At 45.2% G+C, this 19,532-nt stretch carries 13 protein-coding genes; 2 read left to right on the top strand and 11 right to left on the bottom strand.

Going from position 1 to position 19,532, the window contains the following annotated elements:
• The first annotated feature begins 7 nt into the window (after positions 1-7).
• Complete coding sequence (locus tag GT575_RS03685) at positions 8-667, top strand: YesL family protein (RefSeq protein WP_022217511.1); 660 nt, start codon at positions 8-10, stop codon at positions 665-667.
• Here GT575_RS03685 and GT575_RS03680 read toward each other — a convergent pair.
• The 5 genes from GT575_RS03680 to GT575_RS03660 form a co-directional block, all read right to left on the bottom strand.
• Positions 664-1,395 (bottom strand): ComF family protein, encoded by a 732-nt coding sequence (locus GT575_RS03680; RefSeq protein ID WP_161171503.1) that lies wholly within the window; start codon positions 1,393-1,395, stop codon positions 664-666. The two genes, GT575_RS03685 and GT575_RS03680, sit on opposite strands and share 4 nt — an antisense overlap.
• Positions 1,392-3,734 (bottom strand): SF1B family DNA helicase RecD2, encoded by a 2,343-nt coding sequence (gene recD2 / locus GT575_RS03675; RefSeq protein WP_055146199.1) that lies wholly within the window; start codon positions 3,732-3,734, stop codon positions 1,392-1,394. Before recD2 ends, GT575_RS03680 begins: the two co-directional genes overlap by 4 nt.
• A gap of 39 nt (positions 3,735-3,773) precedes the next feature.
• Positions 3,774-4,766 carry a rod shape-determining protein gene (locus GT575_RS03670; RefSeq protein WP_015534302.1) on the bottom strand — a complete coding sequence of 331 codons (993 nt, stop codon included), beginning with the start codon at positions 4,764-4,766 and terminating at the stop codon, positions 3,774-3,776.
• Positions 4,767-4,780: 14 nt separating this feature from the next.
• Positions 4,781-7,288, bottom strand: coding sequence for a PAS domain-containing protein (locus GT575_RS03665; RefSeq protein ID WP_055271953.1), 2,508 nt, complete (start codon positions 7,286-7,288; stop codon positions 4,781-4,783).
• Between the two features lie 145 nt (positions 7,289-7,433).
• On the bottom strand, positions 7,434-8,327 hold the full coding sequence (locus tag GT575_RS03660) for a hypothetical protein (RefSeq protein WP_015534304.1): 894 nt from the start codon (positions 8,325-8,327) through the stop codon (positions 7,434-7,436).
• 161 nt (positions 8,328-8,488) lie between these two features.
• On the opposite strand from GT575_RS03660, the gene GT575_RS03655 reads away from it, so the two are divergent.
• Positions 8,489-9,244 (top strand): hypothetical protein, encoded by a 756-nt coding sequence (locus tag GT575_RS03655; protein WP_161171502.1) that lies wholly within the window; start codon positions 8,489-8,491, stop codon positions 9,242-9,244.
• 111 nt (positions 9,245-9,355) lie between these two features.
• On the opposite strand, the gene GT575_RS03650 is transcribed toward GT575_RS03655, so the two are convergent.
• The 6 genes from GT575_RS03650 to GT575_RS03625 all read right to left on the bottom strand — a co-directional run bounded on the left by GT575_RS03650 (position 9,356) and on the right by GT575_RS03625 (position 19,510).
• Complete coding sequence (locus tag GT575_RS03650; protein WP_161171501.1) at positions 9,356-13,336, bottom strand: hypothetical protein; 3,981 nt, start codon at positions 13,334-13,336, stop codon at positions 9,356-9,358.
• 151 nt (positions 13,337-13,487) lie between these two features.
• Entirely contained in the window at positions 13,488-14,546 is a 1,059-nt protein-coding gene (locus tag GT575_RS03645; RefSeq protein ID WP_015534306.1) for a DUF6382 domain-containing protein, read from the bottom strand.
• A 52-nt stretch (positions 14,547-14,598) separates the two neighbouring features.
• The gene (gene glmS / locus GT575_RS03640) at positions 14,599-16,422 is read right to left on the bottom strand and encodes a glutamine--fructose-6-phosphate transaminase (isomerizing) (protein ID WP_022217506.1); all 1,824 of its coding nucleotides are present in this window, start codon (positions 16,420-16,422) and stop codon (positions 14,599-14,601) included.
• Positions 16,423-16,528: 106 nt separating this feature from the next.
• The gene (locus tag GT575_RS03635; protein WP_156337921.1) at positions 16,529-16,693 is read right to left on the bottom strand and encodes a hypothetical protein; all 165 of its coding nucleotides are present in this window, start codon (positions 16,691-16,693) and stop codon (positions 16,529-16,531) included.
• Between the two features lie 200 nt (positions 16,694-16,893).
• A complete protein-coding gene (metG, locus tag GT575_RS03630) occupies positions 16,894-18,930 on the bottom strand; it encodes a methionine--tRNA ligase (protein ID WP_161171500.1) in 2,037 nt (678 codons plus the stop codon).
• Between the two features lie 190 nt (positions 18,931-19,120).
• The gene (locus GT575_RS03625) at positions 19,121-19,510 is read right to left on the bottom strand and encodes a DUF2752 domain-containing protein (RefSeq protein ID WP_055271956.1); all 390 of its coding nucleotides are present in this window, start codon (positions 19,508-19,510) and stop codon (positions 19,121-19,123) included.
• Between the last annotated feature and the right edge of the window lie 22 nt (positions 19,511-19,532).

Below are 19,532 nucleotides of genomic sequence, written 5' to 3'. Positions count from 1 at the left end.
TTTTATTTTGAACAGATCATTATCGACAGATAATCCTATCATGAATTTTCTAACCATAGTGTGCGATATAGTAATATTGCATTTTCTGTGGCTGCTGACTTCCTTGCCAATCCTCACGATAGGTGCATCGACCACAGCACTCTACTACACCACCATGAAATGCATCAGAAACGGTCAGGGCGGCGTGGTCAAGCTGTTCTTCAAGAGCTTCAGGGAGAATTTCAAACAGGCCACAGGGATAGGAGTTCTGGCTCTGCTTGCCGGTGTCCTGTGTGCATTTGACATGTGGTTCGCCGTGAGCAGGAACATCAAGAGTATGCTGGTCATATTCACCATCATGTCACTTATCTACCTGTTCACTGTACTGTATGTATTCCCACTTCAGGCGCAGTTTGAGAACACAGTCAAAGCGACCATCAAGAACGCATTCCTCATGTCCATCAAGAATCTTCCATGGACACTTCTCATGGTTGCGATAACGGCAGCGATCGCAGCGGGATGCTATTTCAGCTCCACCGTGCTCGGTCTTATGCTCATATGTGTCGCAGGACTTCACGCTTATCTGTGCTCACTGGTATTTGTACACATCTTCAACGAGTACATGCCGGAGGAGGAAGAGAAGAGCGACGAGGACTTCCATATAGTTGACGATACAGACGAGGACTAACACCCCTTGCCAACACATACAGATGAATAATATACATGGCGTGGGCCGGCTTTCTTCAGAAGGCGGGCGCACACGTCTATGGTGACACCGGTTGTATATATGTCATCCACAAGCAGGATATTTCTGTACTCCGGGTACACTCTGCCTATGTCCATGGATGTCTTTATGTTGTTTGCCCTCTCCAGGTTGTCCAATTTCTTCTGCGGTGTGGTGTACTTTCTTCTCACCAGCATATCCTCACAGAATGGAAGCCCCAGTTCATCAGCGACAACCTTCGCCAGTACAGCCGCCTGATTGTAGCCGCGCTGTCTCTGCTTTCTCCTGTGCAAAGGTACACAGGTGACCGCATCTATTCCATACCTTCTGACATACGGGCGCACCTTCTCCGCCATCTGAGCTCCGTAAAAATCACAATATTCTTTTTTGTTATGGTATTTTATCGCCAGAACACTGGCTTTGACGGGTTCCACGTAATTAAATACGGGGAAACCTCTTTCGAAATTTCTTGAATGTTTTTCACAGTCCAGACAGAGCTCCCGCTCTTCACTGTCGACCTCCTTGCCGCACACCATACATGACGGAGTCTTCACATAGGGAAGGCTGTTATGCCCTCTGCATATCAGCCCTTCTCCCATCGGAAGCACCTCGTCACATATCGCACACCGGCGGGGATACAGGAGATCCGTGAGCAGTCGTCCGAACCCGAACTTATCTGCGCATCGTTTCATCTTCTCTCCATCTCCCTGAGTCTCAGTGCAAATGAGGTGTATCTCTTCTGTTCATCCTCATTGTCTATCATCGTATTTACCAGTCCTATATTGCCCACTATGACCACGCTTCTTCTGGCTCTCGTCACCGCCGTATACAGCAGGTTTCTGTTCAAAAGCTTAGGTGGGCATCTGAGAAGCGGGATCACAACCACGGGATACTCACTTCCCTGCGACTTATGTATGGTTATCGCAAATGCATGCTCAAGCTCCTCAAGCTGGTTGTATGGATACTCAGTCTGTCTTCCATCGTCAAATTCCACCACGATCCTCTGCTCGTAGTCGTCAACAGCCTTTACAAATCCAATATCGCCGTTGAACACTCCGACTCCTTCCTCCTTGGCAAATCTGCCCGACGGATCCAGTATCTTCCACTCCTGCTTGTAATTGTTCTTGACCTGCATGACCTTATCGCCCTGTCTGAACACCACATCGCCCCGGTCATGCTCGGGTTTTCCGTGTCCCTCCGGATTGAGGACATCCTGAAGCTGCTTGTTGAGGTTCTCAACACCCATATCATACTTACGCATAGGTGTCAGCACCTGTATATCCGATTTATCCACACCAAAATATGATGGAAGCTGCTTTGTCAGAAGCACCTTGAGCTCTGCCACGATCTCATTGTAGCCATTCCTTGGAACAAAGAAGAAATCCCTGCTCTTGTTCTTGATCTCCACATGCTCTCCATCCTTTATCCTGTGGGCATTGCCTATGATATCGCTGTCCTCGCCCTGTCTGTATATCCTGTCCAGCACCGACACGCTGAACACACCGGACGCTATGATATCCTTGAGCACATTTCCCGGGCCAACTGACGGAAGCTGATCCGAATCACCCACAAGCACAAGTCTTGTGCCCGGAGCCACAGCCTTGAGCAGACTGTAGAAAATGCTGCTGTCAACCATGGACATCTCATCTATTATGATAACATCGGCCTCAAGTGGATTGCTCTCATTCCGCATAAATGTATACGCAGAAGTCTCTTCTCCTTCCACTCCGCCCGTAAGCTCGAGCATTCTGTGTATGGTCTGTGCTCCGTATCCTGTGGCCTCTGTTATCCTCTTGGCTGCACGTCCTGTAGGCGCAGCGAGAACTATCTTCATCCTGAAGCTCTCGTATATCTTGATAAGTACATTTATGATCGTTGTCTTTCCGGTTCCGGGGCCTCCGGTTATGACCGCAACGCCGTGATCCACGGCATTTCTTATGGCAAGTCTCTGGGCATCAGCCAGCTTCATATTCTCTGACTTTTCTACCGTCTCAACAACCTTGTCTATCTTGAGCTTTGCCTTTGAGAAATCTATGTTGAGCTCACACAGAAGTCTTGCCGAATTGAGCTCCATATAATAATTAGGTGCTGCATACACGGCATTTGTCACGTTTGACTCTGACTCCGTATCCAGCAAATCCATGTCTATGTCAGCCACCGGATCATCAAGACTCACATCTGGGAGCTCCCCTGAATCTGGATCGTCCTTCAACTCCTTTATGATTATCTTGCCGGCAACGCTGAGCTCAAGTATCTGATTGCATATAGACATCTCAAGCTCCGGATCATATGGCATGTACTCATTCATCAGCAATGAATATGTCTTGTCTACCAGCATCTTCTGGGGAATATACATATGGCCAAGTCCATTTGCACCGGATAGGGCATACATAATAGCGGCTCTTACCCTGAAATCCGAATCTCTTCCGATACCAAGTCTGTCCGCAATCTCGTCCGCTGTCCTGAATCCAACGCCCGTTATATCCTCTGCTATCTTATAGGGATTTGTCCTCACTATGTCGTACACTTCGTCACCGTATTCATTGTAGATCTTTACAGCGAGGTTCACCGGGATATTGAGACCGGTCAGGAACATGAGCGCATCCTGCATCTCTTTCTTCTCGTTGTATGACACGGCAATGTCTCTGGCCTTCCTCTCTGATATTCCACGTATCTCCGCAAGGCGCTCCGGCTCTTCCTCGATTATCCTGAGTGAGTCCATGCGAAACTTCTTCACTATACGTTTTGCCAGAGCCTCTCCGACACCCTTTATGATGCCCGAACCGAGGTACTTCTCAATACTGAGCACATCATCCGGCATCTTGATCTCACATGAGGTGAATTTGAACTGCAAATCATAAGTTGGATGCTCTACATAATCCCCCTCCGCCGATACATAGATCCCCTCTGCAACGCCGTGAAGATTCCCCACAAAAATATCTTCGCCGTCCTCGCCCTCAACGGCGAAGACGGCGTACCCATTGTCTTCATTCTTATATATAACTTTCTCTACGTAACCTTCTCTTACCAAGTTTTCTCTCCTCTGAAGACTGAGTCCTCAGCTCCTGTCTTAATTGTTCTTCTCGCTGAGAAGCTCGATGTACTTTCCTGTACCAATGGCCACCGCTCTGAGTGGATCCTCCGCTGTCATGGTGGTTATTCCTGTCTTCTCCTCAAGCAGCTCCTCAAGTCCGTGGAGCAGCGCACCACCACCGGTCAGAACTATCCCACGATCTGCAATATCAGCAGCAAGCTCAGGAGGAGTTCTCTCCAGAACTGAATGAACAGCTTCACATATCTGGGACGCAGGCTCACGAAGTGCCTCCTCCGTCTCATCCGATGTGACCGTAACAGTCTTCGGAAGACCGGTTACAAGGTTTCTGCCTCGTATATCCAACGTTATATTCTCAGGTCTTCTGTAACATGTACCTATCTTGATCTTGATCTCCTCGGCGGTTCTCTCTCCTATGAGAAGGTTATGCTTCTTTCTCATGAACCTGACAACTGCCTCATCAAAATCATCTCCGGCCACCTTAATGGATGCACTGACAACAGGACCTCCGAGAGAGATGACTGCTATATCGGCAGTTCCACCACCTATATCAACTATCATGTTACCACATGGTCTGTATATATCTATTCCTGCGCCAATGGCTGCTGCCACAGGCTCCTCAATTATGGACACATCCCTGGCACCGGCCGCATAAGTTGCATCCTCAACTGCCTTCTTCTCAACCTCTGTAACCTGAGAAGGTACACATACGCTGATCCTAGGTCGTCTTCCAAAATAACTCCTTCCGACAGCCTTCTGTATGAAATACTTGAGCATCTTCTCTGTTATCGTATAATCAGAGATTACGCCCTGCCTGAGAGGTCTGATGGCCACTATATTACCCGGAGTTCTTCCAAGCATAAGTCTCGCCTCTTCACCAATAGCCACTATCTTATTAGTATCCCTGTCGTATGCAACTACTGAAGGCTCCTTGAGTACGACTCCTTTGCCTTTCACATACACCAGTATACTGGCTGTACCTAAATCTATACCAATATCTGCGCTTGCCATCACAAGTCTCCCTTCTATTCGTTCACGTCCCTTAATATTACAAGAGATGCATTGCTGCCGTCAAGCCATTTCATGCTAACTTCAGTCAAATCCATGATCTTGTCGAGACTTCTTATATAGCTTCTCCAGTTGACCTCCTTGCTGTCCGTAGCCAGATGCTGATCCGGACCTCCCATGAGCTTGTACTTATCTCTGAGATTCTCTATAAGGAGCTTACTGTCCTTGTCTGTAAAATCATATCCAAGCATATCGTTCAGAGTCCTGTTCGAGAACAGCACTCTTCCAGTATCAACTTCTCTAATAAATATACCCTCATCAATATAGTTATATGTATCGAGGAGAACACTGTTTATGCGTTTAACACTGTCATCGCTCTCTATCTTCTCAAGGGCACTTCTGAGTACATCACCTGTCTGCTTTACAAATTCAATCTCCTCTGTGGTCCACAATTTGTTGATAGAGGTATTCGCCAGCACAAATACCGCTCCATAATTGCCATTGACATACACAGGAACTGCGGTAAAGCTCTTAACAGGCCCCCCTGACATGATCTTCTTAGCTGCTTCATCCATATGCTTTGCATCTATCACAAGGTATCCCTTGTCCACCAGCTTGCCCGAGCCCTGACCATTCTGCCATGATCTGAACTTCATGTTGGCGCGCTGCCACTCTGTCACATACTCCTCCGCAGACATGCTCTGATTCTTGGACCAGATATACTGGCAATCCAGATCTCCCTGCTTGTCCTTCACATACAGGGCTGCCACGTCAGCATTTAAGACCTCGCCCACCTGTGCTATCACGTCATTGATAACCTGCTGGGAGCTCTTATCTGAAGTGTTCAGGGCATCAAGCAGAATCTTCTGCCACTGCAGCTTGTTCTCCATTATGACCTCCTCTGATTTGGCACGGATCGCCTCCTTTGCCAGGATCTGAGAGCTGAATGCGTATTCGGAGAAAATGCGTCCAAGCTGCCACTGCACCTTGTATACGCTCTCCATTTTCTTTGCATCCTCGTCATCATATGAACAGCATATCCATGTTGCCACATGCTTGCCATCTATCATGATCGGTGCACCACAGATCATACTTCCCGTGATGTCATCGTCCATTTCCATCATAACCGGAACATTGTTCCTGAGAACTACCTCATTTAACTTCATATATATCTGCTTATACTGAGGCTTCTCAAACATATCATAGAAATAACCCATATGCTTCTGAGGGCCGGCCGGCTCAACCATCTTCTTGCCCACAGGGTCTATGATAGTTGTATAAAGCCCTGTGAGTGCAGAAAACGCCTTCGTTATCAGAGTCCACTTCTCGGTATCTATCTGATTCCTTTCCTCATCCGACTGGGTATTTGTCTTCATAATGTATGAGAGCTTGTCATCGAACTCCTTCTTAGCGCGCTCAACACTGTTCTCAAGAGCCTTCTTGTCCGTAATATCAGATATAAAATACTCAACCGTGTATGTGTTATCAGCCGCCTGTGTCACAGAGCTCTGGGCCTTCACCCAGATAACCTCGCCTCTGTCGTTGACTATCCTGAACTCTTCCTCGTAGTCCTTGTCCTCGCGCTTCGTGGCGTTTCTGACATTCGCCATAACCCTGCTTCTGTCCTTCGGATGGATATAATCCTCTATGAGTCTGTCACCAAGCTTGATGGCATCCACATTTATTCCCATCTGCTTGGCGTTCGGGGTTATATACTTGAAGATCGGTCTGCCATTCTCGTACTGCTGTACCATGACAAAGCTCTTGATCTTAGACATGGCAGATAATATATACGCCGCCTGATCCTCATTGTATCCGGTCTCCTTGTCCTTTATGAACAGGAGCTCTATTCCATCCATGTCGCCATCTGTGGTTCTCACGATGTGACACTTAAGTCTCATCTTATTTATATCTCTGTGAGCAGATACGATCCTAGTCTCCATCTCAAAATCATCCACTCCGGTATTCTGAACCTTGTAGAGCTGTCCGATCAGAAGATCATAATCACTCTTAGGGAGCAGGTCGCTGAGTCCCACCAGCCCACTGTAGAAATTGCCATCTGTATATCCATACTCAGATATGTTCTTAGATACGTATCTCGTTCTCCATACACCCTCCGGCTTATACAGATACAGAGCTATAACGCCTATATGGTTTATGATCCTCTCAAGACTCACGCTTCCTATCGTAACGTCTGATCGAAGCTCAAACAATACCATATACGCCTTCTTGTCACCATATTCAAACTGGTTGACAAATCCACTGACTACATATCTGTCCTTGTCGTTAACTATAAGTCCAAGTCTGTGCCATATGATAGCCTTCTTGTCGTCAAGTGTCGGCCAGAACTCATCGCTGACCATAAACTTATCCGGCTCCATGGCAATGGATTCAACATCCGAACCCACGATCTTAACTGCGGCATTGTTTATGCTGAGGACTTCACCATCCTCGCAGAACACAACCGCAGGATATTCAACTATTCCCAGAAAATCTGAATAACCACTAAGTCTGTTTATCTCCATAAATATCTCTCCATATATCCACTGCACAAGTGCAGTTTTATCCCATTATTATACACCCCGTATATTATTTACCCCTTAATGCACATAAAACTTTCCTATGTCCCATCACATAGAAAAGTTTCATGTTACCATATATCATATATTACTACTGTGCATCCTCAGCATCACTAACCATAGCAGTTGCCTCGCTCTTCAGTCCGGTAAATGCCTTGTCGGCAACATCCTTTGTTGAAGCACATGCAGAAATAACATTGTCCAGTGATGACAGAAGATCTGACATATATCTGCTTACGCTCTCGCACTCCTTCTTCACATTGTTGCGAAGTCTGGTTGCATCATCTGTGGCTGCATTTCTTGTATTGGCAGCATCCTTCTGAGCTTCCTCTCTCATAACCTTGCACTCGTAATCTGTCTTTGCCGACAGAGCCTCTGCATCTGCGTGAGATTTATTTCTTGTCTTCTCTGCCTCTGAGTATGCCTCATCCTTCATGCTGTTGCACTTTGCCTCGGTCTGATCATACATCTGCTGGCACTGTATCTCTGTATCTGTCTGGAGCTTTGTGCATCTCTCCTTGACATCTGTCTCGTATGCCTCGAGCTCTGCAGTTATAGTATTCTTCTTGTCTGTGCACTCCTTCTCAGTCTGTGCGATCAGTGCGTCTGCGCTCTCACGGGCCTCAAGAAGTGTTCTTGATATTGACTCGTATCTTCCTGCATTCTCAAGCTCTCTCTGCTTGTATGCATTGATCTGCTCCTTGAGTGACTCTATCTCGCTCTCCTGCTCTGAATTGGTCTTCTTGAGAGTCTCTATGGTCTTGGAAGACTCTGTCATATTGACCTCTCTCATGGTCTTGAGACTCAGAACAGCCTCGCTGAGCTTGTTGACGTTCGCCTTAAGCTCCTCTACTTCTTTATTGTGCTTTTCCTTAAGTTCATCAATATAGTAATCAACGGATGCCTTATCATATCCACCAAACTTCACTGTCTTCAGTGATTCTACTCTATCGTCAGTTACAACATCTTCTACCTGTTTTGCCATGACCTTACCTCCGAAAAACTAATCCTATTGTAGATACTCCGTAATTATAGCACACATAATTCTGTAAGCAAAGTATTTTTACCTTTTATGATTACAAACCACTTTTTTTATGCTATATTGTAACTGCTCATTGAATTTAAATTTTACGGAGGATCATATAGATGAAACACCATTCAAAACTTGTCATATTAGGTCTCGCGGCAACCCTCGTGATAACATCACTCACAGGCTGTCTTCACCGCAAGAAGACCACCTATCAGACATACATGCAGAACATTCTCGACGTCAACTACAAAGGAAGCTTTGACGGATACGTGAAGGACAACGACGGCTCCGAGGAGGACGCCTCAGCCATGTACAGCGACAGCATAGATTATCTGGCCGGCCAGCTCATCAATCATTACTCACTGAACAACGCAGAGACAGACGAGGTGGATGCTATATTTGACGAGACCGCAAAGGTCATCTACTCCAAGGCCAAATACGAGGTGTCAAGAGCCTATAAGAGCGGAAGCGACTACTATGTGGACGTGACCGTGTATCCTATGGACATTCTCAATCAGGCATTTGACGATGTGTTCGCATATATCGACGACTATAACAAGAAGATCAGCGCCGGCGATTTCAACAACACCACAAAGGAAGATTACGAGAAAGAATTTGCCCAGGGCGTGTCGGATATCCTTCAGAATAAAGCCGCAGACATGGATTACCGCAGTCCTGTTGTGGTCTCTGTGAAGATAACCGATGACGGCGACTATTACTGTGCTGACCCGGCGGGGCTGTCCCAGGTTGATGCATCCATGCTTGCAATAGAGGGTTCCCAGCAGAGCTCAGGCTCTGACAGCTCTGACAGCTCAAGCGAGGACAGTTCAGACGAAGGCGATATCTCCTCGGGTGGCGAGACCGCCGAGTAACTATATGCATTAAGAATGTGTCTTAAGAATATACATTAAGAAAAGCTCAGCCTGTGTGATTTCTACTGAATCCATCACACAGGCTGAGCTTTATATATATGTTATCTCCGGCTACTTTCTCACCCTGACTGACTTTGTCTTGCTCCATGCTGAGTAGCATCTTGTGCCAAACTTGTTCGAAAAGCTTCTAACCCTTACATAATATGTTTTTCCGCCTTTAATCCGCTGCTTTGCTCCAAGACTCGCAGTCGTCTTGCTTCCACCGCTTAACACCGTGAATGCATATGTACCCTTTTTTAAGTTTGATGTTGTTGAATACTGGATCTGATAGCCATCTGCGCAGCTTATCTTTCCCCACTTTAATCTTACAGACGCAGCCGATGGGCTCTTTATCTGGCTTATACCTGGTATCTTCGGGCTGACAGTAACAGGTATTATCTTCTTCACCTTCACATGATTCGAATCTCCAGCATATACGGTGATGTTTGCCTTGCCTATATACCGGGCTGCGATCGTTATTGTTCCAGCAGAGTCTACCTTTACAGCTTTTTTATCCGAGCTGTAGCTGAGCTTTCCGGCACGTGCGCTCACGCTCTGTGAAATAGATATTCTCTTCGAGCTGGTTGACATCTCTATTCTGTAGCTGCGCTTTTTCAGCGTTATGCTGTTCGGCGCCTTTTTGATCGTAAAATTGATCGTCTTCTGTCCCTGATATGTGCCAGCGCCTATAATTACAGCCTCTGCTGTTCCGGCTGCTTTGTTCTTATTGTATGAAACCGTATAATCTGTATCCTTCTCCAGCGTTTTGTCGCCAAGCTTTACTGTTACAGCCGGCTTCTTCGAATTACCATCATATGTATATTCTGTCTTGTTAAGTGTAACCTTTGCTGACGATATGCTCTTACGCGTGAGCTTTGAGCCATACGCATAGCTAGTCTCACCCTTTTCTCCACAGTATACACATGCATAGTAATACTCTGCCGGAGAATCATAATCTGCTGCCTTCTTCAGATATCGTGCAGTTGTTTTCTTTGCTGTGTAGCTGTGATCGACTGGGTCTGTTGCTGTACCGGTTTCAAAAATCTCACCACACATGCTGCAGACAACATCTCCTGTATATCCGCCGCCCATACAAGTAGCTTTCTTCTCTCCTACAAGCGTTCTATCATGGTCTGTCTTTGGAAGAATCTCAGTAGTCCTGCTGAGTTCTGCCTTGCACATGGTGCAGTATATAACCTTGTCCCGGCTGCCTTCAGCCTGACATGTAGCCAGATTTACATTCTCATACACAGCCTTTCCCTGGGTATGTCCGAGTGGCTCTGTCTTCTCATCCTTTGTCTTTTGGCATCGCTCACATGTGTATCTGATCAGACCTTCTGCTGCACACAAAGCTTTTTTCTTAACCACGCCTGAATCCCATCTATGTCCCAATGCACCAATGGCTATCTTCTTGGTACTCTGATAACTCTTGCCATTCAGCGTGCATTTTGCTGTACACACCTTTGCACCATCGTTCTCGCAGGATGCCTGCGTTATCTTGCTTGTTACAGTCATCGGTTCACTGATCACATGACTCGAATCTCTGGTACAGGTGAGAACCAGCTTGCAAGTGTTGCCATTTGCTGACCACTCATACTTTGGGGCGTAATCATGCCTCAGGCTATCCCCGTGTGTAAATGTCTTTTTGCGATTCACTCTTCCACAGTTATCACAGGAATAATAATATTTCGCAGCAGTTGTACAGGTCGCAGCCTGTGCAAGAGTTTCATCATTTACTATTTCCGCAGTGTATGAATGTCCGCCTATCTCTGTTATATCAAGTTCATACTCAGCCTTCACCCACGGATTATATTTACTGGCAACCGTAATCGTTACAACGCCGTTGCCGATTGCCGAAAGTGATGCCGCAGTCCTAGACACTTCATTCACCTTTACAACAGTCTCATCCGACGATGTAACCGCATACTCATGTATGTCCGCTCTCGTTGGCCAATCCATTATATTTATACTCAGTTCCGCTCCAATTTCATACTCACTTGGTGAAGTAGTCCTGTTATCGCTGTCCTTCTCCTGCCAATACACATATCTGATACTGGTAGGAAGTGACACAATCTTCTCATATCCGCACTTTGAACACGTCTCTACTGTCTGGCTTTCACCCTCATCTGCCTCTGATATGACATACTCATGTCCCCCCTGATCTGCCACATTGAACGTGTATTCCTGACAAATTGAGCTGTCATATTTATGAACTATTCTTATGGTTACATCACCTGTTCCGACCGCCGTAAGCTTAGCATCATATCTTCTATAAGAAGATTCCGGATCACTCACTTTTACAATACCTTCATCCGATGATGTAACTATAAACTCAGAGTTGTCGACCTTCGTTGGTGCATAATCTACTTCCAGATTGATCTCATCACCTACTTCCACATCAGCAGGCTTGTAATATCCATTACTATCACTCCACCATACAGTACGTGTTATCGCCGTCGGGATTGTCACCGTTTTTGTCGTCCCGCACTTTGAACAAATTTTTTCTGTCTCTCCAGATCCCGGTTCTGCCTGACTTATTACATAGTCATGACCACCCACATCTGTTACCGACACAGTGATTACCCTCTTCATATCCGGATTCACGACCGGATATACAGTAACCGTCGTCTCACCTATCTTATTCATATGGAATGTTCCAGCATAGTTAGACGAAGGGGTATACGAAATAATAGACGGGTCTGCTATATCAAACACGAATTTGTCATCGGATTTGCTATCTGATGCCGTCGAGAAAGATATGTATGTCTCTATATCCTTTCCTACTTCGAACTCCTGATCATATGTGGCTGATGAAGCAGTTTCCGATAATCTCCAGTACACGTACATCGTCTTTGGTCCTGTTACTTTACATCTCGTACATACGCCATCTGTAAAGCTATGCCCAAGAGCCGGAACCTCATCCTCTATCTTTTTGTAGCCACATTTAGCGCATGTGTATACTGTTCCACCTGTCTCTGTACATGTGGCCTCTTTTTTCACACCTTCACCATACACATGCTCCGTGCATGCATCATACCGCTGTCCAAGCAGCTTATCCAGCTTGGCCTGCGCTGCATCCACCTTTTTCTGCCACTTCTCCGGATCTACAGTCTCATAATATTCATCAAACAGCTTCTCAAATTCAGCTATTGTGTACACCTCATATTTGCTAGTATAGTTTGAAAGCTTGCTTGCATTGAAGCATGAAGTATTGCCATACCTGCCATAGAGTGTGAATCCGACTCCCATCACCTGATCTGCTGCCCAGAACATATTGGTATAATGTCCAACCGTGACTCCCTCCGAATCCGCCTTTTGTTCAACAGCTGTAAGCTGACTCTGCGAAGTTATGGATGAATATCCCAGCTCATCCCTTATCTTGTTAAAAGATGCCTTCTCACTGTTCCATCCTGCCGCCGGATCAGTATATCCAAACGCCAGATTCTCACATGACACCTGAAGAAGTGAATGATTTGTGAGTCCTGCACCTCTGTCCGCGCCTGACTGTGCCACCGCCATGAAATAGAAATTAGTCTTAGCCGCATTTCTCTTCATTGCCCCGACATAGTTTTCGTCTGTGTCTCTTAACGAATTAATTTTATTCAATACCGCAAATGTCGCCTTTGTGTTTTCAAGCGATATGGCATCTTTCTTATCTCCGGTAACAACAACCTTGTTATTTCTCGATTCCGGAAGACCTGTATTATTTCCTCCCGCCCACTTGGAGAAATCTTCCTCACATGCCTCCTGCAGAACAGTCTTGGCCCGATTCAGATCATATTTCTGTTTTGTTGTCAGGTTGCTTTTCGCAAGCATCCAGTCTACAAAACCTATAGAGCCCTGATCATATACGGTCATCTCTTCACTCTGATCTTTCTTCACCTGTTCCAGCTCACTCTGAGCCTCTTCTATCTGCTGGTCAAGGGTACTGGCCTTGACAGTCTGAATACCTGTCGTCTGAATACCTGCCGTCAGCATCAGCACTGCACACATTACCACGGTTGCCGCTTTTTTACACAATATCCTGCCCGATAAGCTTCCTTTTCTTTTCATAATCTTTGATACTCCCCCTTTTTTCACATTCTATTTATATTACCCCTTTACCCACATGTACTCCGGCGCGCCCATGCAGGGGATTTATTATAAAATAAGGAGACTCATTATAATAATAAACAAGTCTCCTTATCCAGTATAATATACTATTTTATTTCTCCTTGAAGGTGAACTCCTCGTTCGCAAGCTTGAATCTGATACCATCTATGAGCATCATATCCGTTCCGCTGCTTATGATCTTGCCACCAAGGTAAGTGTGGTTGGTCGACTTGTTATCTCTCAGATAGTACACGCCGTTGACATTGATAATGTAAGCATGGCGGCGACTGACTGAATTGTTGTCAGTTACCTGATAGTCAACTCCCTGTGTAGACTTACCGATACAGAATATCGGCTTATCGATCCTTATCCTCTCACCTGTTCTGGTTCTTATGATGACAGGGCCGCTCTTGCCACGGTTGTTGGCTGTGAGAACTGTTGTCGAACCGTCATCGTTGTCATCAAATCCAATATCATTTGATGAGAAATCCTTAACTTCCTTTGCAAGCTTGAATGAAGAAGTTGTAACATGAGGAGTCTCAGGAACCTCTACCTTAGCCACATTGACCGGGCTGACTCCCGCTGACTTCATAAGCTCCTGCTCATCCTCAGGATGTGCTATATTGTCATTCTTCAGGTCTGTTATAAACTTATAAAATTCTGACAGATAAAATGTAGGATTGTGATCAAAGTATTTGATAAGCTCATATCCGGCATCGGATGCCTTCTTATTCGCAAACTTCATATTGCCCATAAGATCCCTTATAAACTTCTCCATATTACATCTGTCCATAGGCTTATCTATAGGCAGGAATATGAGCTGAACAGCCATATTCTGGAAGTCTATATACATATATCCCTTATTCAGTATAACCTTTCCAATGGACAGATCATTCGCCTTGAGATACATGAGCTGATCTGCAATACTGAATATCAGATCAACCAGCTCATCCTTGTGTATCTTCTTCTCAAGGAACTGATTCATGGTAGTCATGGCTGGAATAGAATATGTCAGAGCTCTCTGACCATCTATATATTCCTCATGGCAGAACGCATTATTGCCCACAAACTGAGCATTGTACAGCTCTACCTCATTGTGAAGAACCTCTACATCGTCTTCAATCTTAAAGTACAATTTGTACTCATCACACAAATACATCTTATCACTCATATAAAACCCTCCGATATTTATCGCACGATATCCATGTAAGTCCCGGAGTCAATTATTCTACTGTAACTGACTTTGCCAGATTACGTGGCTTATCTACGTCCAACCCCTTTGCATCGGACGTGTAATACGCTATAAGCTGCAGGATGACAGCAGCCGAAAATACCGTGAACAATCCATCCTGCTTTGGTATGGATATGTGTTTGTCACATACATCTTTATCATTGTACTCTTCATCCATGCTGACAAGAATGACGTATGCGCCTCTTGCCTTAACCTCGCGTATATTGGAAATCATCTTTCCGTATACAGATTCCTGTGTAGCCAAAGCTATGACCGGAACGTTCTCAGTTATGAGTGCTATCGTTCCATGTTTTAACTCCCCTGCCGCATAAGCCTCAGCGTGAACATAAGAAATCTCTTTCAGCTTCAGTGCACCTTCCAGTGACAGTGTATAATCCAGTCCTCTTCCTATGAAGAATGCATCCGGAGCCATCTTTATATAGTTTGCAACTGTCTTTACTTCATCTGCCTGCTTGAGTGTCTCCTCTATCACCGGGATAACGCCCTGAAGCTGTCTGATGAATGCCTTTGCCCTGTCCTCAGAGTATATACCCTTGACATAGCCAAGTCTGCATCCAATGAGATACATTGCAGCCATCTGTACCGAATATGCCTTGGTACTTGCAACTGCGATCTCAGGACCGGCATGTGTATAAAGGACGTAATCGCTCTCTCTGGCGATGGTCGATCCCTTTACATTGACTATGGACAGAACCTTTGATCCACATCTCTTGGCAAGTCTGAGTGCCTCGAGTGTGTCAATAGTCTCTCCTGACTGTGATGTAACTATTACGAGAGTCTTTTCATTTATGAGTGGTTCCTTGTATCTGAATTCTGATGCTATCTCAACATTAACAGGAATCTTTAACTCCTTCTCAATCATGGCCTTGCCGACTATTCCGGCGTGCATAGCTGTTCCGCATGCAACCACTGTGATGTTCTCAAGATTCTTAAACACCTCATCATCGATGCCGTCCTCAGTGAAATCAGGAAGCTCATTCACTATACGAGGAGTTATCGTGTTTCTCAGTGCCTCTGGCTGCTCATAGATCTCCTTCAGCATAAAGTGCGGATATCCACCCTTCTGAGCTGCCGTTATGTCCCATGTTATCTTGAGCATCTCCGGCTCTACCATGTTCCCCTTCATGTCTTCTACTTTGATGCCTGTGCTTGAGAGTGTCAGTATATGATACTCCGGCACAACAAAGTATTCCTTTGAAAATGATATTATCGCTGTGAGGTCTGATGCAATGATCGATCCCTCATCTGTGTATGAAGCGATCATCGGACTTACATTTCTCACTGCGTATATCTTGCCCGGTCTGTCTGCAAACATAATGCAGAGTGCAAATGAACCGGCTATAGCCTTAACAGCCTTTCTGATAGTCTCGATGGGATTGCCATCGTACAGTGTGTCCAGAAGTGCTGCTACTACCTCTGTGTCCGTCTCAGATACCAGCCTGTCGGCCAGTCCGTATTCTCTCACAATGTCGTTATAGTTCTCTATAATTCCATTATGTATAAGTGCCACATCTCCGCACCTATGTGGATGTGCATTCACATCCGTAACTCCGCCGTGAGTAGCCCATCTCGTATGGCCTATTCCACAGGTTGATCTGTACACAGGACTGTCGTCGCTGCACATCTCCCTGAGGTCTTCCACTCTGCCGGCTTTCTTCTTGATCGTCAGTGTATCATCATCATTAAGCAGTGCTATTCCCGCACTGTCATATCCCCTGTACTCGAGCTTTGCCAGTCCGTCAATAAGAATGTCCTTGGCTGGTTTCTTTCCTACATATCCTATGATTCCACACATATTAAATTAATCTCCTTTCGGCTTATAACCACGCTGTATACTGATAATATTATAATATGGCGCACTTAAAAAAGGTGAAGCCACCATACATAACAGCTATGGGTGTCTAGTCATGATTCTTTGTTTTGGAGTTACCCCCATATTTGGATATCATGTGCGCATCCAGACTCTGCGTGAAGGCATCCGCCGAATATTCGATAACCTTCAACCTCGTTATCCCTGAAAGCCAAAGCCCAGGGGTCATGGCGCTAAGATTTCTAAATCTTTCCAAAGGCACACTCCTCCTGTCCGTGCACCTAGCAAAATTCTATCATGAAACATCTAATAAATCAATGCAGAAAGGCCTCTGCGTATAATCTTTGTAACATAAAATTTACTTCAGCTTTATAAATAAAAACAGGGAAACACCACGGATCCCGGCCGTGTGCCCAGCCTGTGATGCTTCCCTCATTATATCCACTATTTTATATCTTAGCTTATAAAGCATCCACCTGGGAAGTCCTTCTCGGTGGTCAGGAGTGACAGATTACCCTCAGGATCCTCTGCGCACAGAAGCATACCCTCTGATACGACTCCGGCAAGCTTGCATGGCTTGAGGTTTACTATAGCCACAACCTTCTTACCTACCATATCCTCTGCTGAGTATGTACCCTTGATTCCTGATACTATCTGCTTTACATTGTTCTTGCCAAAGCTTACCTGTGAGCAGAGAAGCTTTCTTGAATTAGGAACCTCCTCACATGCAACAATCTCGCCGATCATGAGCTGCATCTTCTGGAACTCCTCAATGCTTATCTCCTGCTTGTCAACTACATCAGGATTGGCCTTGAGTGCCTGGACCTTCGCCTCAGCTATCTTGATCTTCTTGGTCTCAGCAGAATTCTCCTTCTCTTCCTTCTGCTTCTTGGCCTGCTCGTACATGGACTCCTTCTCCACTGGAGCGAACTCGGCAACCTTAGCCATAACTTCCTTCACGTCAAGACGTGCGAATAGGATCTCAGGCTGCTCTGTTACCTTTGTTCCTGACTTGTACAGACCAAACTTTCCAAGCTCTGTGACCTTTCTCTTCTCGGTATTGAGCTGTGCCATGATCTTCTCAGTTGTCTCAGGCATATATGGCTCAAGGAGTGTTGCACCTATAACGATGCTCTCGACAAGGTTGTACAGAACTGTGTTCAGTCTGTCCTTCTTGTCCTCCTCCTTTGCGAGTGCCCAAGGCATTGTCTCATCTATGTACTTGTTGCATCTCTTGAACAGTGCAAATATCTCTGTAATCGCATCTGCAACCTTGAGCTTATCCATGCACTCTGCAACCTTGTATCTGCAGTCCATAACGACCTTCTTAAGATCCTCATCGACAGGCTCTGTGACGTTGGTATTTGTCACAATGCCACCGAAATACTTGTTTGACATCGATATGGTTCTATTGACCAGATTTCCAAGTGTATTTGCAAGCTCTGAGTTGAGTCTCTCAACCATGAGCTCCCATGAGATAACTCCATCATTCTCAAATGGCATCTCGTGAAGAACAAAGAATCTGACAGCATCCACGCCAAATATATTGACCATATCGTCAGCGTACATTACGTTGCCCTTCGACTTACTCATCTTGCCATCACTCTGGAGGAGCCAAGGATGTCCGAATACCTGCTTTGGAAGCGGAAGTCCCAGTGCCATCAGCATGATAGGCCAGTAAATGGTATGGAATCTCAGGATATCCTTGCCGATCAAGTGAAGATCTGCCGGCCAGTATTTATAAAACTTCTCATCGCTCTTTCCATCTACGTCATATCCAAGTCCAGTTATGTAGTTTGAAAGCGCATCAACCCATACATATACAACATGTTTTGGATCAAAGTCTACCGGAATTCCCCACTTGAATGATGTTCTTGAAACACACAGGTCCTGAAGTCCCGGCTTAAGGAAGTTGTTAACCATCTCGTTACGTCTTGACTCAGGCTGTATAAACTCAGGATGCTGCTCTATATGCTTCATGAGCTTGTCCTGATACTTGCTCATCTTGAAGAAGTATGCCTCCTCCTTGGCCTCCTGAACAGGTCTTCCACAGTCCGGGCACTTGCCATCTATGAGCTGTCCGTCTGTGAAGAACGACTCACATGGTGTACAGTATTTTCCTACATAATGTCCCTTATATATATCACCCTGATCGTACAGCTTCTTAAATATCTTCTGTACCTGCTTCTCATGGTAATCATCTGTTGTACGGATAAACTTGTCATATGAAGTATTCATGAGATCCCATATTCTCTTGATCTCACCTGATGTCTCATCAACGAATTCCTTTGGGGTCTGCATGTTCTCAAAAGCCTTGTTCTCAATCTTCTGTCCATGCTCATCTGTTCCTGTCATGAATCTTACATCATAACCTGCGAATCTCTTGTACCTTGCAATGCTGTCAGCCAACACGATCTCGTAGGTGTTGCCTATATGAGGTTTACCTGATGCATATGCAATGGCGGTTGTAATATAATACGTTTTTTTTGCCATTTCAAAAACCCTCCCTGAAAAAATACTACAAGCACAAATGAAATGCTTGTGCAACTTTACCGAAAAACTCCTCGGTAATTGTAAATTATATGCCTTTTTATTATTTATTGTCAAGAAGATGGGATATTAAATAAGTCTGTTACGATGGTCATTCTATAACGCTGCCAATAAACTTGTCATCGTCTCTCTCTCAAAAGCGCATCACATTCCTGAGAACGGCAAACATCACCGCCCCGGCAATACATATAAATATAAGTATATTGTCAAATCGCGATAACTTTCTGTTTCCATATTTTACGAATACATAATCGTTTTTTACAATTATGTATGCCAACGCCGGAAGAGCTATAAACATAAATTGATTATAAGCAAATGCCTTTGCAAGATCCAGCCTTACGGCCGCAAGGATAGCCCGTGTTATCCCGCATCCTGGGCATAAAAATCCGGTTATCTTTCTGAATATACATGGTATGGCAAGTCCTGTCACTCTTATAAATATATAATAGAGGATGCCTATCCCCACGAGGATGGCATCCCTTTTAATTATCGCATTTCTTCTTGATTTCTGTATCTGATCCATGCTCTGTATTTCTTTGTCTCCG

It is taken from the genome of Coprococcus sp. BIOML-A2 (assembly GCF_009875795.1).
In the GTDB taxonomy this organism is placed as follows: domain Bacteria; phylum Bacillota; class Clostridia; order Lachnospirales; family Lachnospiraceae; genus Coprococcus; species Coprococcus aceti.
This window is presented reverse-complemented; position numbering and strand designations above follow the sequence as displayed.

Coding starts and splice junctions, on each gene's coding strand:
- metG (WP_161171500.1), bottom strand. CDS start 18,930: ATGGCAAAAAAAACGTATTATATTACAACCGCCATTGCATATGCATCA.
- GT575_RS03655 (WP_161171502.1), top strand. CDS start 8,489: ATGAAACACCATTCAAAACTTGTCATATTAGGTCTCGCGGCAACCCTC.
- GT575_RS03670 (WP_015534302.1), bottom strand. CDS start 4,766: ATGGCAAGCGCAGATATTGGTATAGATTTAGGTACAGCCAGTATACTG.
- GT575_RS03660 (WP_015534304.1), bottom strand. CDS start 8,327: ATGGCAAAACAGGTAGAAGATGTTGTAACTGACGATAGAGTAGAATCA.
- GT575_RS03665 (WP_055271953.1), bottom strand. CDS start 7,288: ATGGAGATAAACAGACTTAGTGGTTATTCAGATTTTCTGGGAATAGTT.
- GT575_RS03680 (WP_161171503.1), bottom strand. CDS start 1,395: ATGAAACGATGCGCAGATAAGTTCGGGTTCGGACGACTGCTCACGGAT.
- glmS (WP_022217506.1), bottom strand. CDS start 16,422: ATGTGTGGAATCATAGGATATGTAGGAAAGAAACCAGCCAAGGACATT.
- GT575_RS03645 (WP_015534306.1), bottom strand. CDS start 14,546: ATGAGTGATAAGATGTATTTGTGTGATGAGTACAAATTGTACTTTAAG.
- GT575_RS03625 (WP_055271956.1), bottom strand. CDS start 19,510: ATGGATCAGATACAGAAATCAAGAAGAAATGCGATAATTAAAAGGGAT.
- GT575_RS03650 (WP_161171501.1), bottom strand. CDS start 13,336: ATGAAAAGAAAAGGAAGCTTATCGGGCAGGATATTGTGTAAAAAAGCG.